17 protein-coding genes are annotated in these 18,055 nt (G+C 72.9%); 9 read left to right on the top strand and 8 right to left on the bottom strand.

Annotated features, from left to right (window positions below; translation table 11 throughout):
• Positions 1-52: 52 nt before the first annotated feature.
• Positions 53-760 carry a M23 family metallopeptidase gene (locus GA0074704_RS27375; protein ID WP_088973140.1) on the bottom strand — a complete coding sequence of 236 codons (708 nt, stop codon included), beginning with the start codon at positions 758-760 and terminating at the stop codon, positions 53-55.
• A 388-nt stretch (positions 761-1,148) separates the two neighbouring features.
• Between GA0074704_RS27375 and GA0074704_RS27370 the strand changes: the two genes are divergently transcribed.
• From GA0074704_RS27370 to sucD, 4 genes are all read left to right on the top strand, one after another.
• Positions 1,149-1,553: a cobalamin B12-binding domain-containing protein gene (locus tag GA0074704_RS27370; protein WP_088973139.1), complete on the top strand. Its 405-nt coding sequence runs from the start codon at positions 1,149-1,151 to the stop codon at positions 1,551-1,553.
• Between the two features lie 450 nt (positions 1,554-2,003).
• Positions 2,004-2,573 carry a hypothetical protein gene (locus GA0074704_RS27365; protein WP_157743803.1) on the top strand — a complete coding sequence of 190 codons (570 nt, stop codon included), beginning with the start codon at positions 2,004-2,006 and terminating at the stop codon, positions 2,571-2,573.
• A gap of 179 nt (positions 2,574-2,752) precedes the next feature.
• On the top strand, positions 2,753-3,931 hold the full coding sequence (gene sucC, locus GA0074704_RS27360) for an ADP-forming succinate--CoA ligase subunit beta (RefSeq protein ID WP_088973137.1): 1,179 nt from the start codon (positions 2,753-2,755) through the stop codon (positions 3,929-3,931).
• 2 nt (positions 3,932-3,933) lie between these two features.
• Positions 3,934-4,821 (top strand): succinate--CoA ligase subunit alpha, encoded by an 888-nt coding sequence (gene sucD / locus GA0074704_RS27355; protein ID WP_088973136.1) that lies wholly within the window; start codon positions 3,934-3,936, stop codon positions 4,819-4,821.
• A gap of 115 nt (positions 4,822-4,936) precedes the next feature.
• On the opposite strand, the gene GA0074704_RS27350 is transcribed toward sucD, so the two are convergent.
• Positions 4,937-5,206: a hypothetical protein gene (locus GA0074704_RS27350; protein WP_088973135.1), complete on the bottom strand. Its 270-nt coding sequence runs from the start codon at positions 5,204-5,206 to the stop codon at positions 4,937-4,939.
• A 158-nt stretch (positions 5,207-5,364) separates the two neighbouring features.
• On the opposite strand from GA0074704_RS27350, the gene GA0074704_RS27345 reads away from it, so the two are divergent.
• Positions 5,365-6,648: a cell division protein PerM gene (locus GA0074704_RS27345; RefSeq protein WP_088973134.1), complete on the top strand. Its 1,284-nt coding sequence runs from the start codon at positions 5,365-5,367 to the stop codon at positions 6,646-6,648.
• A 61-nt stretch (positions 6,649-6,709) separates the two neighbouring features.
• On the opposite strand, the gene GA0074704_RS27340 is transcribed toward GA0074704_RS27345, so the two are convergent.
• Positions 6,710-7,360, bottom strand: a complete 651-nt coding sequence (locus tag GA0074704_RS27340; RefSeq protein ID WP_088973133.1) for a DUF4190 domain-containing protein — start codon at positions 7,358-7,360, stop codon at positions 6,710-6,712.
• A gap of 191 nt (positions 7,361-7,551) precedes the next feature.
• On the opposite strand from GA0074704_RS27340, the gene purN reads away from it, so the two are divergent.
• The 4 genes from purN to GA0074704_RS27320 all read left to right on the top strand — a co-directional run bounded on the left by purN (position 7,552) and on the right by GA0074704_RS27320 (position 13,369).
• Positions 7,552-8,172, top strand: coding sequence for a phosphoribosylglycinamide formyltransferase (gene purN / locus GA0074704_RS27335; RefSeq protein WP_088973132.1), 621 nt, complete (start codon positions 7,552-7,554; stop codon positions 8,170-8,172).
• Positions 8,169-9,740, top strand: coding sequence for a bifunctional phosphoribosylaminoimidazolecarboxamide formyltransferase/IMP cyclohydrolase (purH, locus tag GA0074704_RS27330; RefSeq protein ID WP_088973131.1), 1,572 nt, complete (start codon positions 8,169-8,171; stop codon positions 9,738-9,740). The genes purN and purH overlap by 4 nt, the downstream gene beginning before the upstream one ends.
• A 238-nt stretch (positions 9,741-9,978) precedes the next feature.
• On the top strand, positions 9,979-10,455 hold the full coding sequence (locus tag GA0074704_RS28955) for a hypothetical protein (RefSeq protein ID WP_157743802.1): 477 nt from the start codon (positions 9,979-9,981) through the stop codon (positions 10,453-10,455).
• Positions 10,456-10,735: 280 nt separating this feature from the next.
• On the top strand, positions 10,736-13,369 hold the full coding sequence (locus tag GA0074704_RS27320) for a beta propeller repeat protein (protein ID WP_088973129.1): 2,634 nt from the start codon (positions 10,736-10,738) through the stop codon (positions 13,367-13,369).
• 101 nt (positions 13,370-13,470) lie between these two features.
• Here the strand turns inward: GA0074704_RS27320 and GA0074704_RS27315 are convergent, their stop codons facing one another.
• Genes GA0074704_RS27315 through GA0074704_RS27295 form a run of 5 tightly spaced genes read right to left on the bottom strand, consistent with a single transcriptional unit; the run spans position 13,471 to position 17,978 of the window.
• Positions 13,471-14,007 carry a hypothetical protein gene (locus GA0074704_RS27315; protein WP_157743801.1) on the bottom strand — a complete coding sequence of 179 codons (537 nt, stop codon included), beginning with the start codon at positions 14,005-14,007 and terminating at the stop codon, positions 13,471-13,473.
• Between the two features lie 35 nt (positions 14,008-14,042).
• A complete protein-coding gene (locus GA0074704_RS27310) occupies positions 14,043-15,071 on the bottom strand; it encodes an ABC transporter ATP-binding protein (RefSeq protein ID WP_088973127.1) in 1,029 nt (342 codons plus the stop codon).
• Entirely contained in the window at positions 15,055-16,092 is a 1,038-nt protein-coding gene (locus GA0074704_RS27305; RefSeq protein ID WP_088973126.1) for an ABC transporter ATP-binding protein, read from the bottom strand. Before GA0074704_RS27305 ends, GA0074704_RS27310 begins: the two co-directional genes overlap by 17 nt.
• A gap of 7 nt (positions 16,093-16,099) precedes the next feature.
• Positions 16,100-17,047: an ABC transporter permease gene (locus GA0074704_RS27300; protein ID WP_088973125.1), complete on the bottom strand. Its 948-nt coding sequence runs from the start codon at positions 17,045-17,047 to the stop codon at positions 16,100-16,102.
• Positions 17,040-17,978, bottom strand: a complete 939-nt coding sequence (locus GA0074704_RS27295; protein ID WP_088973124.1) for an ABC transporter permease — start codon at positions 17,976-17,978, stop codon at positions 17,040-17,042. Before GA0074704_RS27295 ends, GA0074704_RS27300 begins: the two co-directional genes overlap by 8 nt.
• Between the last annotated feature and the right edge of the window lie 77 nt (positions 17,979-18,055).

The raw sequence follows: 18,055 nt of genomic DNA, 5'->3' as shown, positions 1-18,055 counted from the left end.
GAAAAACCGCCCGGATCGATCGATCCGGGCGGTCAACGGGCGGTACGCAGCGTCAGGACGCGGCTACCTCGCTGTAGATTGCCTCCACCTGGAGCTTGATGTCCACTCCGCGCTCGGCGAGCCACGGCACCGGGTCCAGTGGCTGGCCCTTGACGTGGACCTCCAGGTGCAGGTGCGAGCCGTAGGAGTGGCCGGTGTTGCCCACCAGCCCGAGCTGGTCGCCCGCCTTGACCTGCTGGCCCTCGCGCACGCTGACCTGCGAGGCGTGACCGTAGATCGCCTCGCTGCCGTCGGCGTGCTGGACGATCACCGCGTAGCCGTAGCCGCCGAACCAGCCGGCCTTGGTGACCTTGCCCTCGTGGATGGCGACGAACGGGGTGCCCTCCGGGGCGACCAGGTCGATGCCGGTGTGCAGCTTGCCCCAGCGCATGCCGTAGGGCGAGTTGAAGTCGTAGCCCTGGAGCGGGAGGAGCCAGACCTCGTCCCGGCTGGCCTCGCTGTCCCGCGAGGAACGGTCGGCCCGGTCGGCGGAGTCGGCGCGGTCGGCGACATCCTGGCTGGTGATCGAGGCCTGCTTGAGCTCGTCGAGGACCGACGGGCTGACGCTCTTGGCGTCGGGCAGGGCGCCGGCGCCCAGCGCGACGACACCGGCGCCGACGAAGGCGGTGGTGACGACGGCGGCGTAGCGGCTCCGCGGTGGGGTGGGTACGCGGCGGCGACCGCGATATCTATCGGGCTCAGACGACAGGCGCTGGCGCACGCACACCCTCCGTTGTCGGGGATCCGATGCGACGTCCGACCGTTCGGTGAAGTTCTGCCGAACGTCCGGGGCCGCGTCGTCACCCGTCCGTGGACCTGATGACAACCGTGGACACGTTAGCCAACCCCTGCCCTGGTCACAAGCGGAAGCGCCGAACCGGCGTTTCTTTCTGTCCATTTCCGTACGACATTGTCATAGCTTGGCCCTCCAGATGGCCGTCCCCGATACTGCCCGTTCGTCGCGCAGAGTGACCGAACGGCGGAGGTGTCCGGCTTCGCGGCGGAACGAAGTCACGGTAGTGACGCAGCCCCGATTTCCCGGCCCGGACGCGGCGGGTTACCGTTCGTTCAGGTGAAGAGTCGCGGAGCCCGTGAAAGGTAGTGCGCTGATGAGCTCTCGTATCCGGGTCGTCGTCGCGAAGCCGGGCCTGGACGGCCACGACCGGGGCGCCAAGGTGGTCGCGCGCGCCCTGCGTGACGCCGGCATGGAGGTCATCTACACCGGCCTGCACCAGACCCCGGAGCAGATCGTGGAGACCGCGATCCAGGAGGACGCCGACGCGGTCGGCCTGTCCGTCCTCTCCGGGGCGCACATGACGCTCTTCCGCCGGGTGCTCGAACTGCTCGGTGAGCGCGACGCGCGGGACATCGTGGTCTTCGGCGGGGGCATCATCCCCGAGGCCGACATCCCCGAGCTCCAGCAGCTCGGCGTCGCCAAGATCTTCACGCCGGGCGCCACCACCCAGTCGATCGTCGAGTGGGTCCGGGCGAACGTCGCGCAGGCCGTCGCCTGACCGTCGGCCCCGCCGCGGCTGAGCCCGCCGGAACCCGGCGCGGCTGAGCCGGCGGCGACCGCCGGTTTCCGGACAGGGGGAAGGGCCGGACGCACCCCTCACACGCCCGGCCCTTCTATGCACGATGCCCCGCCGCCACCCCTCGACCGACAGGGCATCGGCCGCTCCCGTCCTCGCGCTGCATCAGCGCTCCGACATCACACTCAACGACGTCCCCCAGCGGGGGTTACGCGCCCCCTCCGGAACTCTTCGGCCGTCCCCCGAACGGGTGGTGCCCGCGCGCAGGGAAGGCACCCTTCCTGACGCCCGGAGCGGTGGCCGGCTGGCCCTCTTCTGCGGTCGGGGCGGCGGCGGCCCGGACCCGGCTCGGTGACAAGGGGTCACCGGCCATTGACGTACGGTTCTATCCTGCGGATGCCGGTGCCACCCGTTCCGTAGCCGGAGGCCGTCGTGATCAGCCCGCCCTCGCCTGTCCCGGTCGCCCGACGGATCCCGGAGGGTCAGCCCTTCGTGGTGTGGCCGGACGTGCGTCGCCGGGCACTCCGGGGCGCCGCCCTGCTGGCCGCACCGCCCCTCGGGCTCGCCGTGACCGGTGTGGTGGTGGGTGGGCCGGTCGCCGCGCTCGCCGTCCCGGCCGTCGGCTGGTGTCTGCTGCTGGCGCTGCTGTTCTGGCTGTCCAACCCGAACACCCCCACCCTGGCCGCCGGGCCGGATGGCCTCTGGGTCCGGGCCCGCGCGTTCCGCGGGCAGGTGGTCCATCTGCCCTGGTCGGACGTCGCCCTGGTGCACCAACGGTGGTACGGCGGCGAGCGGGTGCTCTGCGTCGAGCCGCGGGACCGCGGCCTGTTCCGCCGGTTGGGGCTGCTCGCCTGGCTGGACGCGTACGCGCCCGGTCCGGCCGGGCGGGGCCGGGTGCCGCACCCCGGGTTCACCGCCCGACTGCGCCACACCGACCGGTCGACGCCGGAGGTGGTGGCGGCCCTGCGCCGGTACGCCCGCGGCCGCGCTCCGATCGACTGACCCGATGGCCCGGCGGCTGTGCATTACCGCACACCCCACACCCGCTCGGTTGCCGCCGGTTCCCATCTCGTTAGGCTGCGGCAAATGGCCTGTCTCATCTGATGACAGGCGTCAAACTGATTTCCAACGCTGGTGGCGGCGCGACGGCGCGCCGCGGAGACGGGACGGGACGCGCAATCGTGGACCTGTACGAGTACCAGGGGCGGGACCTGTTCGAGCGGCACGGTTTGCCCGTGCTCGCCGGCGGCGTCGCCACTACCCCGGAGGAGGCCCGCGCGATCGCCGAACGCCTCGGCGGTCGAGTGGTCGTCAAGGCGCAGGTGAAGGTCGGTGGCCGCGGTAAGGCCGGCGGCGTCAAGCTGGCCGAGGGCGCGGAGGAGACGGTGGCCCGGTCCACCGACATCCTCGGCATGGACATCAAGGGTCACACCGTCCACAAGGTCATGATCACCGTGACCGCGGACGTGGCCGAGGAGTACTACTTCTCGTACCTGCTCGACCGGGCGAACCGCACCTTCCTCTGCATCGCCAGCGTCGCCGGCGGCATGGACATCGAGCAGGTCGCCGCGGAGACCCCCGACAAGGTGGTCAAGGCCCCGATCGACGCCGTCAAGGGCGTGGACGAGGCGAAGGCCCGCGAGATCGTGACCGCCGCCGGCTTCCCGGCCGAGGTCGCCGACCAGGTCGTCGAGGTCGCGGTGGGCCTGTGGAAGGCCTTCGTCGCCGAGGACGCCACGCTGGTCGAGGTGAACCCGCTGGCCAAGACGGGCGACGGCAAGGTGCTGCTGCTCGACGCCAAGATCACCCTGGACGAGAACGCCGGCTTCCGGCACCCGGACCACGAGGCCCTGGTCGACCAGGCGTCGGTGGACCCGCTCGAGCAGGCCGCCAAGGAGAAGGACCTCAACTACGTCAAGCTCGACGGCGAGGTCGGCATCATCGGCAACGGCGCGGGTCTGGTCATGTCGACCCTCGACGTGGTCGCGTACGCGGGCGAGCGGCACGGCGGCGTCAAGCCGGCCAACTTCCTCGACATCGGCGGCGGCGCGAGCGCCGCGGTCATGGCCAACGGCCTGGAGATCGTCCTCTCCGACCCGGCGGTGAAGAGCGTCTTCGTCAACGTCTTCGGTGGGATCACCGCCTGCGACGCCGTCGCCAACGGCATCGTGCAGGCGCTCGACCTGCTCAAGCAGCGCGGCGAGGAGGTCACCAAGCCGCTCGTCGTCCGCCTCGACGGCAACAACGCCGAGGCCGGCCGGGCGATCCTCGACGACGCGAACAACCCGCTCATCCAGCGGGTCGACACCATGGACGGCGCGGCCGAGCGGGCCGCCGAGCTGGCAGCTGCGGGGGTCTGACAATGGCTATCTGGCTGACCAAGGACTCCAAGGTCATCGTGCAGGGCATGACCGGCTCCGAGGGGTCCAAGCACACCCGGCGGATGCTCGCCGCGGGCACCAACGTGGTCGGCGGCGTGAACCCGCGCAAGGCCGGCACCACGGTCGACTTCGACGGCACCGAGCTGCCGGTCTTCGCCTCCGTCGCGGACGCGATGAAGGAGACCGGGGCGGACGTCACGGTCATCTTCGTGCCGCCGCAGTTCACCAAGGGCGCGGTGGTCGAGGCGATCGACGCCGGCATCGACCTGGCCGTGGTGATCACCGAGGGCGTGCCGGTGCACGACACCGCCGCGTTCTGGGCGTACAACGTGGCCAAGGGTGAGCAGACCCGGATCATCGGCCCGAACTGCCCGGGCATCGCCTCGCCGGGCGCGTCCAACGCCGGCATCATCCCGGCCGACATCACCGGCTCCGGCCGGATCGGCCTGGTCAGCAAGAGCGGCACGCTGACCTACCAGATGATGTACGAGCTGCGCGACATCGGCTTCTCCACCTGCGTCGGCATCGGCGGTGACCCGATCATCGGGACCACCCACATCGACGCCCTGGCCGCGTTCGAGGCCGACCCGGAGACCGACGCGATCGTGATGATCGGCGAGATCGGCGGCGACGCCGAGGAGCGGGCCGCCGAGTTCATCAAGGCGAACGTCACCAAGCCGGTGGTCGGCTACATCGCCGGCTTCACCGCCCCGCCCGGCAAGACCATGGGTCACGCCGGCGCCATCATCTCCGGCTCGGCGGGCACCGCGGACGCCAAGAAGGAGGCGCTGGAGGCGGTCGGCGTCAAGGTCGGCAAGACGCCGACCGAGACCGCCAAGCTGATGCGGGAGATCATGTCCGGCCGTTGAGCGGCCGGCTGGATCCCCATCGGCCGTTCCGGCGGCCGGGGGATCACCTGGGGCCGCACAGCGGCCCACTGACGACGAGGGGGTCGACCGGTCACGGTCGGCCCCCTCGGGCTTCTCAGCGGTACCAGTACGGGTAGTAGTAGCTGCCCCGCGCCCGCACGATCAGGCTGATGATGATGTTGAGTACACCGGCCGCGATGGCCAGCCAGCCGAGCAGCGGCGACTTCCCGAAGCGTCTGGCGTCCCGGATCGACAGGTAGCCGAAGACGATGCCCAGGATGCCGCAGCAGATCAGGCCGAGCACGATGCCGAGGACACCCCACAGGGTGGTGCGGTCCCGGCCCGCGGCCGGCGGCGGCGGTGGCGGCGGATACGGAGCGTTCACAGCTTCCTCCGAGCGGTCGGTGCCGCGACGGGAAGGTCGCGTCCCTGGCCCGAGGCTAGACCGGATCGGGGGGCCGGATCCGTGGATCACGGAACTCGCCGCCGGTCGGGGGCGGTACCGGGCGGCCCCGACCCGCCGGGCATGCCAGAGTAGACGCGATGTCCTCCGTCACCCCTGACCAGCCGCGCCGCCCCAGCGCCGGCACCCGGCCGCCCGGTCGTCCCGGCGCGGGCCCGAGGGTGCCCGCGCCACGGGCCGGCGAGCCGCCCCGCAGCCGGGCGCCGCTGCCCGTCGCCGCCGGTGTCGCGGCGCTCTGGGCCGCCCTCACCGGCTGGCTGCCGGTGGTCGTGGTGCTGGCCCTGGTGCGGCTCGGTGACGGGACCGGATCCCTGTGGGGCGCCCTCGGCGCCGGGGGAGCGGGCTGGCTGCTCGGTCACGGCGTTCCGCTGGAGACCGCCGCGGGCCCGCTCGGGCTGAGCCCGCTGGCGCTCACCGGGCTGAGCATCTGGCGGCTCACCCGCGCGGGTGTGCACGCCAGCCGGGCCGTCGGCGCCCGCGGCGGCCGTTCACCCCGGGCGGCACTCACCGTGGCCGGCGCGGTCGGCATCGCGTACGCCCTGGTCGGAGCGCTCGCCGCGGTGCTGGTCGGGATCTCCGGCCCGCACGTCTCCCCGCTCCGGGCCGCGCTCACCTGCCTGGCCGTCGGCGTGCCGGGCGCGCTGCTCGGCGCGCTGGGCACCACCGGCGTCGGCGCCCTGCTCACCCGGGCGACGCCGGGGTGGCTGGCCCACGGTGCCCGGGCCGGCGTGGTCGCCGTGCTGCTGCTGCTCGGGGCGGGCGCCGGCGCGGCCGGGCTGGCCGTGGCCACCGGCGGCGGGGACGCCGCCGACATGATCGGCGCGTACCGGACCGGGGCGGCCGGTCAGGCGGGGATCACCCTGGTCAGCCTCGCCTACGCGCCGAACGCCGCGGTCTGGTCGGCCAGCTACCTGCTCGGGCCGGGCTTCGCCGTCGGCGTCGACACGGCCGTACGCACCAGCGAGGTCTCCGTCGGCGCGCTGCCGGCCGTACCGCTGCTGGCCGGGCTGCCGCGCGGCCCGGTCGACGGGGTGGGCGGCGCGCTGCTGGCCGTCCCGGTGCTGGTCGCCATGGCCGCCGGTTGGCTGCTCGGTCGCCGGCTGCTCCGGGACGCCGCGGAGCGCCGGGCCGAGCTGGGCTGGGCGGCGCTGGTCGGGTCGGCGGCGCTCGCCGGCCCGGTGGCCGGGCTGCTCCTCGGCGCCGCGGCGGCGGCCTCCCGCGGGCCGGTCGGTGGTGGCCGGCTGGCCGAGGTGGGGCCGGTGCCGTGGCAGGTGGCGGCGGTGGCGACCGGCGTCGTCGCCGTGGGCGCCGTGCTGGGGAGCGCGGCGGCGAAGGTGCTGGCTCCCCGCGCCACCTCCCGCTGACCGGGAGACGGCGAGGGGCGCCCCGGCGCGAGCCGGGACGCCCCTTCGTGACGCCGGTGGATCAGGGGTTGGTCGGCATCTTCAGGCCGCCGGCCACCGCCAGGATGATCAGCACGATGCCGAGGACCGCCGCGATGGCGCCGCAGATGATGCCCGCCTTGGCCTGGCCACCGTTGTTGGCCACGCCCTGGGCGACCTTCTGCTGGCCCAGGTAACCGGTGATCACCGCGGCGATGCCGATCGGGATGCCCAGGTAGAGGCAGCAGAGCATCGGGATCGCGGCGATGCCGAGGATCATCGACACCAGACCGAGGGTGTTGTTCTGCGCCTGCGGCTGCGGGTAGCCGGCCCCCGGGTACGACGGCGCGCCGAACGGCGGCTGCTGCTGGCCGTACGGGTCCTGGTACGGCTGCTGCTGGCCGTAGGGCTGCCCGGAGGTGGGCTGGCCGTACGGCTGCCCCGACGTCGGCTGACCATAGGGCTGGCCCGAGGTCGGCTGGCCGTACGGCTGGCCCGAGGTGGGCTGCTGGCCGTAGGGCTGGCCGTACGGGGCCTGCGGCGGCGGGGCGTACGGGTCCTGCCCGGCGGGGGGCTGCTGCCCGTAGGGCGCCTGCGGCGGCGGCGCGTACGGGTCGGCGGGGTAGTGGGGAGCGGTCGGGTCCTGGTTGGGCTGCTGGCCGTACGGGTCCTGTCCGGGCTGTCCGGGCTGCATTCGGCGTACTCCTCGTTGGCGACGGCGGTCCCCGGGCCGGGCGTACGCCGGACACCGAGCGATCGGCAGCGTATCGCGTCCGCGCGACCGATGATCGAGACGAACGCCGCGTCGCCCACCCGGCGGACGCCGCGTGCCGTGCCGTACCGCCCGTCCGCCGGGCGTCCGGGGCAGCCCGATAGGGTTGCCGCGTGACCGAGCCCGCGTCCGCCGCCCGCCTCGTCGTCCTCGTCTCCGGTTCCGGCAGCAACCTCCAGGCGCTGCTGGACGCCGCCGCCGACCCCGGGTACGGCGCCCGGGTGGTGGCGGTCGGCGCGGACCGGGACGGCATCGCCGGCCTGGACCGGGCGGCGGCGGCCGGGGTGCCGACCTTCGTGGACCGGCTGAAGGACCACCCGACCCGGGAGGACTGGGACAAGGCGCTGACCGCGCACGTCGCGGAGCACCGGCCCGACCTGGTGATCAGCGCCGGGTTCCTCAAGCTGGTCGGCCCGCACTTCCTGGGCGCGTTCGGCGACCGCTACCTGAACACGCACAACACCCTGCTGCCGGCGTTCCCCGGCATCCACGGCCCCCGCGACGCGCTGGCCTACGGCGTCAAGGTCACCGGGGCCACCCTCTTCTTCGTCGACGCGGGGATGGACACCGGTCCGATCGTCGCGCAGGTCGCCGTGCCGGTCCTCGACGGCGACGACGAGGAGGCGCTCACCGAGCGCATCAAGGAAGCCGAGCGGCGCCAGCTCGTCGAGCAGGTCGGCCGCCTGGTCCGTGAAGGTTGGACGATCACCGGGAGAAAGGTCACCATTCCGTGAGTGCCACTGGGGACGAGCGCCGCCCGATCCGGCGGGCGCTGGTCAGCGTCTACGACAAGAGCGGCCTGGTCGAGCTGGCCGGGGCGCTGCACGCCGCCGGGGTGGAGATCGTCTCGACCGGCAGCACCGCCTCGACGATCGCCGGGGCCGGCGTCCCGGTGACCGCCGTGGAGCAGGTGACCGGCTTCCCGGAGATCCTCGACGGCCGGGTGAAGACCCTGCACCCGAAGATCCACGGCGGCCTCCTGGCCGACCTGCGCAAGGACTCGCACGCCGCCCAGCTCGACGAGCACGGCATCGGCGGGATCGACCTGCTGGTCTCCAACCTCTACCCGTTCCAGGCCACCGTCGCCTCCGGCGCGACCCAGGACGAGTGCGTCGAGCAGATCGACATCGGTGGGCCGGCGATGGTCCGGGCCGCCGCGAAGAACCACGCGTCGGTGGCCGTGGTGACCGACCCGGCCGCGTACCCGGGGCTGGTCGCCGCCCTCGGCGCGGGCGGTTTCACGCTGGCGCAGCGCCGGGCGCTCGCGGCCCGCGCCTTCGCCGACATCGCCGAGTACGACGTGGCGGTCGCCGACTGGTTCGCGCGGGAGCTGGCGCCGGAGGCCGACACCTGGCCGCGGTTCACCGGGTCGGCGCTGCGCCGGCAGGCGGTGCTGCGCTACGGCGAGAACCCGCACCAGGGCGCGGCGGTCTACGTCGACCCGGCCGCCCCGGCCGGGCTGGCCCAGGCCGAGCAGCTGCACGGCAAGGAGATGTCCTACAACAACTACGTCGACGCGGACGCCGCGTGGCGGTCGGCGAACGACTTCACCGGCCAGCCGGCGGTGGCGATCATCAAGCACGCCAACCCGTGCGGCATCGCGGTCGGCGCGGACGTGGCCGAGGCGCACCGCAAGGCGCACGCCTGCGACCCGGTCTCCGCGTTCGGCGGCGTGATCGCGGTCAACCGGCCGGTCTCGGTGGAGCTGGCCCGGCAGGTCGCGGAGATCTTTACCGAGGTCGTGGTGGCCCCCGGGTACGACGAGGGCGCCCTGGAGGTGCTCCGGGCCAAGAAGAACGTCCGGCTGCTGCGCGCCCCCGCGTACGCCCCGCCGCGGGTGGAGTCGCGGGAGGTCACCGGCGGCCTGCTGGTGCAGACCCGGGACCTGATCGACGCCGAGGGCGACGACCCGGCGAACTGGCGGCTGGCGGCCGGCGAGGCGGCGGACGAGGCGACCCTGGCCGACCTGGTCTTCGCCTGGCGGGCGGTACGCGCGGTGAAGAGCAACGCCATCCTGCTCGCCCGCGACGGCGCCTCGGTCGGGGTGGGCATGGGCCAGGTGAACCGGGTGGACTCGGCGCGGCTGGCGGTCGACCGGGCCGGCGCCGAGCGGGCCCGGGGCGCGGTGGCGGCCTCGGACGCGTTCTTCCCGTTCGCCGACGGGCCGAAGATCCTGCTCGACGCGGGCGTCACGGCGATCGTGCAGCCCGGTGGTTCGATCCGCGACGAGGAGACCATCGCCGCCTGCAAGGAGGCCGGCGTGACGATGTACTTCACCGGCACCCGGCACTTCTTCCACTGAGGCCGCGGCGCGGGACGCGGTCGTCGCGTCCCGCGCCGTCTGCTCCACTGCGGACCGGGCGGCGCTGAGCAGCCGAAAGTACGACGACCCGGCCGTTGCCGTCGGTCAAATGTTGTTGCTAGCGTGGTCGCGGCAGCAAGCGATCGACCCTCCCCGTTCTCCCCGCCGCCGCCTCCCGCCCCCGGCCCGTGCGGCCGCCGGCCTGAGCGGCTCCCCGAATCCCCCGGCAGGTCCGCCCATGCGCGTGTTCGAACGGCTGAGCGCCGTCGCCGTCGCGTTGGCGTTCGTCCTGGCGGGACTGGGCGCCCCGGCCTGTGCGGAGACCCATCAGCCCGGCGCGGTGGTCACCGCCGCGCACCGGTCGATCGTCCACGACGCGTCGCACCTCCCCGCCGGGGACGCGCGGCGCGTCGACGCTCCGGTCACCACCCCGCACCGCACCGTCCCGGCCACCGGCGACCCCCGTGCCGTCGCGGACCGCCTCGCGCGGCCCGGCGCACCGTCGGAGCTGCGGGAGGGCGCGTGCGGCGGGCCGTGTGGTGACCACCGCGCCGGCGTCGTCACCAGCGACGGACCGGACGATCCCCTCCTCGGCCCGCCCGTGCGCGCCGGTGGCCCGTCGACCGTCGTCGTGGCCGCCCCGCGTTACCGGGCGCCGGCCGTCCCGCTGCCGCCGCGCGGCACGCTGCCCTCCCGGGCCCCACCCGTCGCCTGACCGGGCCACGTCGACCCGCCCCACGACGCCGGTCAGCCGGCCGCGGCCCCCGCGGCACGACGACCGCCGGCGCACCGGCCCCCGCCGTGCGGCGGCCACCCGACCAGTGACCTGGTCCGAACGCCTCGTCGCCGGCCGTTCCTGCGTCGACCACCACCGGGGACCGTCGTGTCCCGACACCCGTCCGTCTCCCCAGGTTCGTGGCCGGCCGTCCGCCGTCCCGGATCCCCCTCCCCGGGCCACAGCCGCCCGGGATCCCCCTGAATCCCGGAGGATTCACATGTCGAAGTCCCGCTGGCGCAAGCCGGCGACAATCGCGGGCGCGCTGGTGCTGACCGCCGCGCTCGGTGGCGTGGTAGCCACCAACCACGAGGTGCAGGAAGCTCTCGGCCTGGCCGACGAGCCGGGCGCCAACATGCCCTGGCACGCCCGGGAGTTCATGGAGATGGCGGCCGGGGAGGACTCGGCCGAGGCGGGCGAGGAGGCCTTCGAGGCCCGGGTGATCGCCGAGCAGTTCGCCCAGGCCCGGTCCGCGCCGGGCATCGTCGCGCCGGGCGCGTACGCCAACGCGTTCAGCGAGCTGGGCAGCATGCCGGCGACCGCGGGCAACTGGCGCGAGGTCACGAGGATCAAGTACGACGGTGACGACCCCCGCTACCGCGACTACGCCTCCAACTCCTCCGGGGGCGCCGGCCTGCAGACCGGCCGGATCACCGGCCTCGCGGCCGACAACAGCGGTCACGTGTACGCGGCCGGCGCCGACGGCGGTGTGTGGCGGTCCTCGATCGGCGGCGGGAGCTGGACGCCGATCACGGACAAGCTGCCCACCCTGTCCAGCGGCGACGTCGTGCTCGCCTCCGACGGCTCCCTCTGGTACGCGACCGGCGAGGCGAACACCGGCGCCACCTCCTTCGTGGGCGCCGGCGTCTACCGGCTGGCCAACCCGACGACCGGCACGTTCAGCCCGAGCGACCGGGTCGGCGGCACCGAGCTGGAGAGCTCGGTCATCAACAAGCTGCGCTTCTTCGACGGCAAGGTCTGGGCGGCCACCAACCGGGGCCTGTACTCGCACTCGATGAGCAGCGCCTCCGGCGCGTGGAAGTTCGAGTGGGCGCCGAACCCGTCGTACCTGCCGGGCGGCGCGAACGCCGGCACGGCCAACGCCGCGTACAAGAACATCGTCAACGACGTGGCCGACGACCCGCGCAACCCGAAGCACGTCGTGGTGGCCTCCGCCTGGCGGTCCGGCGACACGTACAACGGCTTCTACGAGACCACCGACTACACCGCGGGCGGCTGGGCGAAGGTCAACCCGACCGGCGCCATGCCGGCCGACGACATCGGCTACGTGACGTTCGCGTTCTCCGCCGACGGGGGCAAGCTGTACGCGATCAACCAGTCGCCGAAGCTGCTGAACAAGCCGGCCGGCAACGTCAACAGCTACCTGGACGGCATCTACGTATCCAACACCGGCAACCCGGCCGGCCCGTGGAACAAGATCGCCGACTCGTCGAAGCTGGGCAACTCCGGTTCCGCGCTCAAGCAGACGGTGATCGGCAAGGGGTACGGCCCCGGCATCCAGGCCTGGTACAACCAGTTCCTCACCGTCGACCCGGCCAACCCGAACCATGTCTGGGCGGGTCTGGAGGAGGTCTACGAGTCGACCGACGCGGGCGCCAACTGGAAGACCGTCGGGCCGTACTGGAACTTCGGCTTCGCCTGCTGGAACATCTACGACGCGCAGAACAAGTGCAACAAGACCACCCACTCCGACCAGCACTCGGTGGCGGTCGGCAACGGGTTCGTCTACGTCGGCAACGACGGCGGCATCTACCGCCGGCCGATCAGCGGCAAGACCGACAAGGAAGGCCACGCCACCGACTGGCAGAGCCTGAACGACGGCACCATCGACGCCCTCCAGTACTACGCGGTGGCGGTCGGCAAGGACCCGGCGAAGGCCGGCAACGTGGTCAGCGGCGGTCTCCAGGACAACGGCGTGTCGGTGCTGCGGCCCGGCGACACCGTGATGGGTTCCAACTTCGGCGGTGACGGCGGCGACTCGCTGGCCGACCCGGCCAACGGCTGCCGCCAGGTGCAGGAGTACACCAACCTGGCCATGCGGGTGACGGAGAACTGCAACGCCAACCCCGGTCCGGGCACGGCGGAGACCTCCACCTCGCGGGACATCCAGCCGTACACCTCGTCGCCGGGTGACGAGCCGGCCCGGTTCATCGCGCCGTTCTCGGGGGACACCAGGGACGCCAACGTCTGGGTGGCCGGTGGCCAGCACGTCTGGGTGAACACCAAGGGCTACTCGATCCCGGACGGCAAGGGCTGGAGCAACGTGTTCGACCTGGGTGCCGGACACACCGCCACCTCGGTCGGCGTCTCCGGCGGCACCGCGTACGTCGGTTGGTGCGGGCCGTGCAACAACTCGGGCTTCACCCGGGGTGTCGCGGTCGGCAAGGTGAACGACCCGGCCAGCTGGCACCAGCTGACCCTGCCGGCGGAGTTCCCGAACCGGTTCGTGCAGGGCGTCGGGGTCGACCCGGCGAACGCCTCGCACGCCTTCGTGGCGGTCAACGGCTTCTCCCGCCGGTTCACCGAGGGCCCGGGGGCCGGCTTCGGCCACGTCTTCGAGACCACGGACGCGGGCGCGACCTGGAAGGACGTCTCGGCGAACCTGCCGGACGTGCCGGCCAGCTCGGTCAAGGAGCTGCCCAACGGCGCGCTGGTGCTCGCCACCGACCTGGCCTCCTTCTACCGGGCGCCGGGGGCGACCACCTGGCAGCGGCTCGGCAGCGGCCTGCCGCTGACCGTCGGGATGGACGTCGAGTACGACGCGGCGACCAACTCGCTCTACGTCGCCACCCACGGACGCGGCATCTGGGCGTTCGACCTGGCCCAGCTGTAGCAGACGTCGTCCGGTCCGGGCCGGTCCCGCGGCCCGGACCGGACGGCGGAGGCCCCGCCCCCTCTTCCTCCAGGGGGCGGGGCCTCTCGCGTCGGGGTCGTTCAGCCGGCGCGCAGGCTGAAGGCGCCCCGGGTACCGTCGGCGCGTTCCGCCTGGACGGTCCAGCAACCGGCCGTGGGGAAAACCCAGTAGGAACCCCACTCGTCACCGGGGCGGCGCCAGTCGCTGTCGCCGTGGGTGTCCAGCCCCTCGGGCTCGACGGTCGCGCCGTCGGGCCCGACGGCCCGCGCCGTCAGCGCGCCGGAGCCGGTCATCTTGAGCGCGATCTTGAGCCGCTGGCCGGGGCGCAGGCGTTCCTCGGTGTGGAAGAGCAACGCCCAGAACACCCCGGGGTTGCCGACCAGTTCGCCACCACCGCCGGCCGTGAGGGTGTCGAGCCGGTTGTCCGGCGGACAGGTCGGGGTGGGCGCGGCCGCCGGGGGATGGGCCGGCGCGCTGCGGCCACCGGCGGAGGCTTCCGGTCCGGCGCCGGCCGGTCGGCCGGGACCCGGTCCGGCCGCCGGCGCCGCCCCGTCGCATCCGGCGACCAGGAGCCCGGTCGCCACCGCCAGTCCGATCGCCGATCGACGCGCCCCCATGTGTCGAGTCTCCCGCGGGCGTCAACCCCGTCCGGTCAGGCGACCGGGCGCAGCTCGGCGAAGTGGCAGGCCGACGGGTGCGGGTCGGCGGCCCTCGGCACCGTCGCCGGGTCCTGCGTCGCGCAGATCTCCTGCGCCTTCCAGCAGCGGGTGCGGAAGTGGCAGCCGGACGGCGGGTCGGCCGGGCTGGGCACGTCGCCGGTCAGCCGGATCATGTTCCGGTTCTCCCGGGCGTCCGGGTCGGGGACGGGCACGGCGGAGAGCAGCGCCTGGGTGTACGGGTGGGTGGCCCGCTCGTAGATCTCGTTCTCGGTACCGATCTCCACGATCCGGCCCAGGTACATCACGGCGACCCGGTCGGAGATGTGCCGGACCACCGACAGGTCGTGGGCGATGAAGATGTACGACAGCCCGAACTCGTCCTGGAGCTGCTCCAGCAGGTTGATCACCTGCGCCTGGATGGAGACGTCGAGGGCGGAGACCGGCTCGTCGCAGACGATGATCTCGGGGCGCAGGGCGAGCGCCCGGGCGATGCCGATGCGCTGCCGCTGGCCGCCGGAGAACTGGTGCGGATAGCGGTTGATGTGCTCCGGGTTCAGGCCGACCACGTCCAGCAGCTCGCGTACCCGCTTCTGCTTGCTGCCCTTCGGGGCGGCGTCGGGGTGGATCTCGAACGGTTCGCCGATGATGTCGCCGACGGTCATCCGCGGGTTCAGCGAGGTGTACGGGTCCTGCATCACCATCTGCATGTTGCGGCGCAGCCGGCGCAGCTCGGCGCCCTTCGCGGCGAACAGGTCCCGCCCCTCCAGGACGGCCCGCCCGGCGGTCGGCGTCTCCAGCCGCATCAGCAGCCGGGCCAGGGTGGACTTGCCGCAGCCGGACTCGCCGACGATGCCGAGGGTCTCGCCGCGGCGCAGCTCGAAGCTCACCCCGTCGACGGCCCTGACCGCGCCGACCTGCTTCTGGAGCAGCACTCCCCGGGTGATCGGGAAGTGCTTGACCACGTTGTCGACCGCGAGGATCGTCTCGCCGCGGACCTTTGCCGGGCTAGCGGGCGCTGTCATCGCGGACCTCCTGGGCGAAGTGGCACGCGCTGGTCCGGCCGTCGCCGAGGACCAGGTCGTGCGGCACCACGTCCACGCAGACCTGCTGCGCGTACGGGCACCGGGGGTGGAACGGGCAGCCGGAGGGGATCCGCATCAGGTTGGGCGGCAACCCCTTGATCGTCGAGAGCGCCTGGCCACGCACGTCGAGGCGCGGGATCGACTCCAGCAACCCCTTCGTGTACGGGTGGGCGGGCGCCCGGTAGAGCGAACGCACGTCGGCGTGCTCGACGATCCGGCCGGCGTACATCACGGCGATCCGGTCGGCGACGCCGGCGACCACCCCGAGGTCGTGGGTGATCAGGATCATCGCCATGTCGAGGTCGCGCCGCAGGTCGGCCAGGAGGTCCATGATCTGGGCCTGCACGGTGACGTCCAGGGCGGTGGTCGGCTCGTCGGCGATCAGCACCTTCGGGTTCATCGCCAGCGCCATCGCGATCATGACGCGTTGCCGCATGCCGCCGGAGAACTGGTGCGGGTAGTCGCCGAGCCGGTTCGCCGCGCCCGGGATGCGGACCAGGTCCATCAGCTCGACCACCCGGGCCCGGGCGTCGGCGCGGGACATCCCGGCCCGTTGGCGCAGCGTCTCGCCGATCTGCCAGCCCACCGGGAAGGTCGGGTTCAACGCGGAGAGCGCGTCCTGGAAGATGATCGCGATCTCCGTGCCGCGCACCTGCCGGCGCTGCTCCTCGGACCGGGTGAGCAGGTCCTGCCCCTGGTAGAGGATCTGGCCGGCGCGGACGTGCGCCGGGGGAGTGTCCAGGATGCCCATGATCGCCTGGGCGGTCACCGACTTGCCGGAGCCGGACTCGCCGAGCACGGCCAGGGTCTCCCCGGCGTCCAGGTGGTACGACACCCCGTTGATCACCTTGGCGACGCCCTCACCGGTGCGGAACTCGACGTGCAGGTCCCGTACCTCGAGCAGGTGTCCACCGGGCGGGGTGGGGGAGGCCGGCGTGGGCCGGACGGCAGCGTGGGTCATGAGATCGTCACCGCAGCTTCGGGTCGAAGGCGTCGCGGATCGCGTCGCCCAGCATGATGAAGGCGAGCACGGTCAGCGCCAGGAACACCGACGGCACCACCAGCGGGGTCGCGCTCTCGCGCATGTGCACCCGGCCGGCGTCGATCTCGATCCCCCAGGAGATCGTCGGGGCCTTGAGGCCGATGCCGAGGAAGCTCAGCGTCGCCTCGGCGGCGATGAACGAGCCGAGCGCGATGGTGAGCACCACGATGGCCGGGGCCAGCGCGTTGGGCAGGATGTGCCGCCACATGATCCGGCCGTTGCCGGCGCCGAGCATCCGGGCCGCGGCCACGTAGTCCTGCTCCTTCGCCGTGATCACCGAGGAGCGGACCACCCGGGCGGCGGTGGTCCAGCCCAGCACGGCCAGCACGAAGATGACCGCGAAGAGCCGGACGTTGTCGCTGGCGGTGCTGACCCGCTTGAGCAGCACGATCGCGGCGAGCAGCAGCGGGATGCCGAGCACGATGTCGATCACCCGGGAGAGCACGGTGTCGACCCAGCCACCGAAGAAGCCGGCGACCATCCCGACCCCCAGCGCGATCACGCCGGTGAGCAGCGCCGATAACGCGCCGACCAGCAGCGAGGCGCGGGCGCCGTAGACCGCCCGGGCGTACGTGTCGCAGCCCTGGAAGTCGTACCCGAAGATGGCTCCGCCGGACGGCCCGGCGTGCTGGCGGGAGAGCAGGCAGTCGCGCGGGTCGTTGGTGGTGAACAGCGACGGCACGGCGGCCATCGCGGCGACCAGCACGACCAGCACGAGGCTGATCCAGAAGACCGGCTTGCGGCGCAGGTCGCGCCAGGCGTCCCCGGCCAGGCTGCGGGGCCGCTGCCGGGCGGCCGGCGTGCCGGGCTCCCCGGAGACCCCGCGCCGCGCCGACTGGTCCTCCGTGGCGGCCACCGTTTCAAAGTCACTCATAGCGGATCCTCGGGTCGAGTACGGCGTAGAGCACGTCCACCACCAGGTTGGAGATCAGGTAGACCACGACCAGCACGCTGACGATGCCCACCACCAGCGGGCCGTCCTCGGTGCGGATGCCGCGGAACAGGTTGAAGCCGACGCCGGGGATGTTGAAGACGCCCTCGGTGATGATCGCGCCGCTCATCAGGTTGCCCAGCTCGACGCCGAGGAAGGTGACCACCGGGATGAGCGAGTTGCGCAGCACGTGGACGCCGACGATCCGGCGCTTGACCAGCCCCTTCGACCGGGCGGTACGCACGTAGTCGGCGCGCAGGTTCTCCGCCACCGAGGTCCGGGTCAGCCGCAGCGCGGTGGCCAGCGACAGCGAGCCGAGCACGATGCCGGGCAGCAGCAGCGCGTACAGGTCGGGCTGGGCGCCGGCGGTGGGCGGGAAAAGCTGCCACTTCACGCCGAGGAAGTACTGCGCGAGCGGGGCCAGCACGATGGTCGGGATGCCGAGCACCAGCAGGGTCAGCACCAGCGTCGAGTTGTCGAAGACGCTGGCCCGGCGGATGCCGGCGATCACCCCGGCGGTGACCCCGATCAGGATGGTCACGGCCATCGCGATCAGCGCCAGCTTGACGGTGACCGGCCAGGCGGCGACCAGGATGTCGCCGATCGACCGGCCGGTGAGCGACTGGCCCAGGTCGCCCCGGAGCAGGTTCTTGAGGTAGTCGAAGTAGCGGTAGAAGAAGCCGCCGACCCCGGTCGCGTCCAGGTGGTACTTCTGCGTCAGGTACGCCCGCTGGGCCGCGGTTACGGGCCGTTCCCCGGCGAGCGCCTGGATCGGGTCGCCCTGGCCGGCGAACATCAGCGCGTAGACGATCAGCGTGGTCCCGAAGAAGGCGAGGACCATCTGGAGCAGTCGCCGCAGAACGAACCTGAGCATATTGTGCATTCTTCCGGAAAAGGTGCGAAGCGCGTGGCGGGTCGGGTCACCTTGGTGACCCGACCCGCTCCGTGTGC

Source organism: Micromonospora siamensis, from assembly GCF_900090305.1.
Lineage (GTDB): Bacteria > Actinomycetota > Actinomycetes > Mycobacteriales > Micromonosporaceae > Micromonospora > Micromonospora siamensis.
The sequence above is the reverse complement of the archived record's forward strand: the minus strand, read 5'-3'. Positions and strand labels throughout refer to the sequence as shown.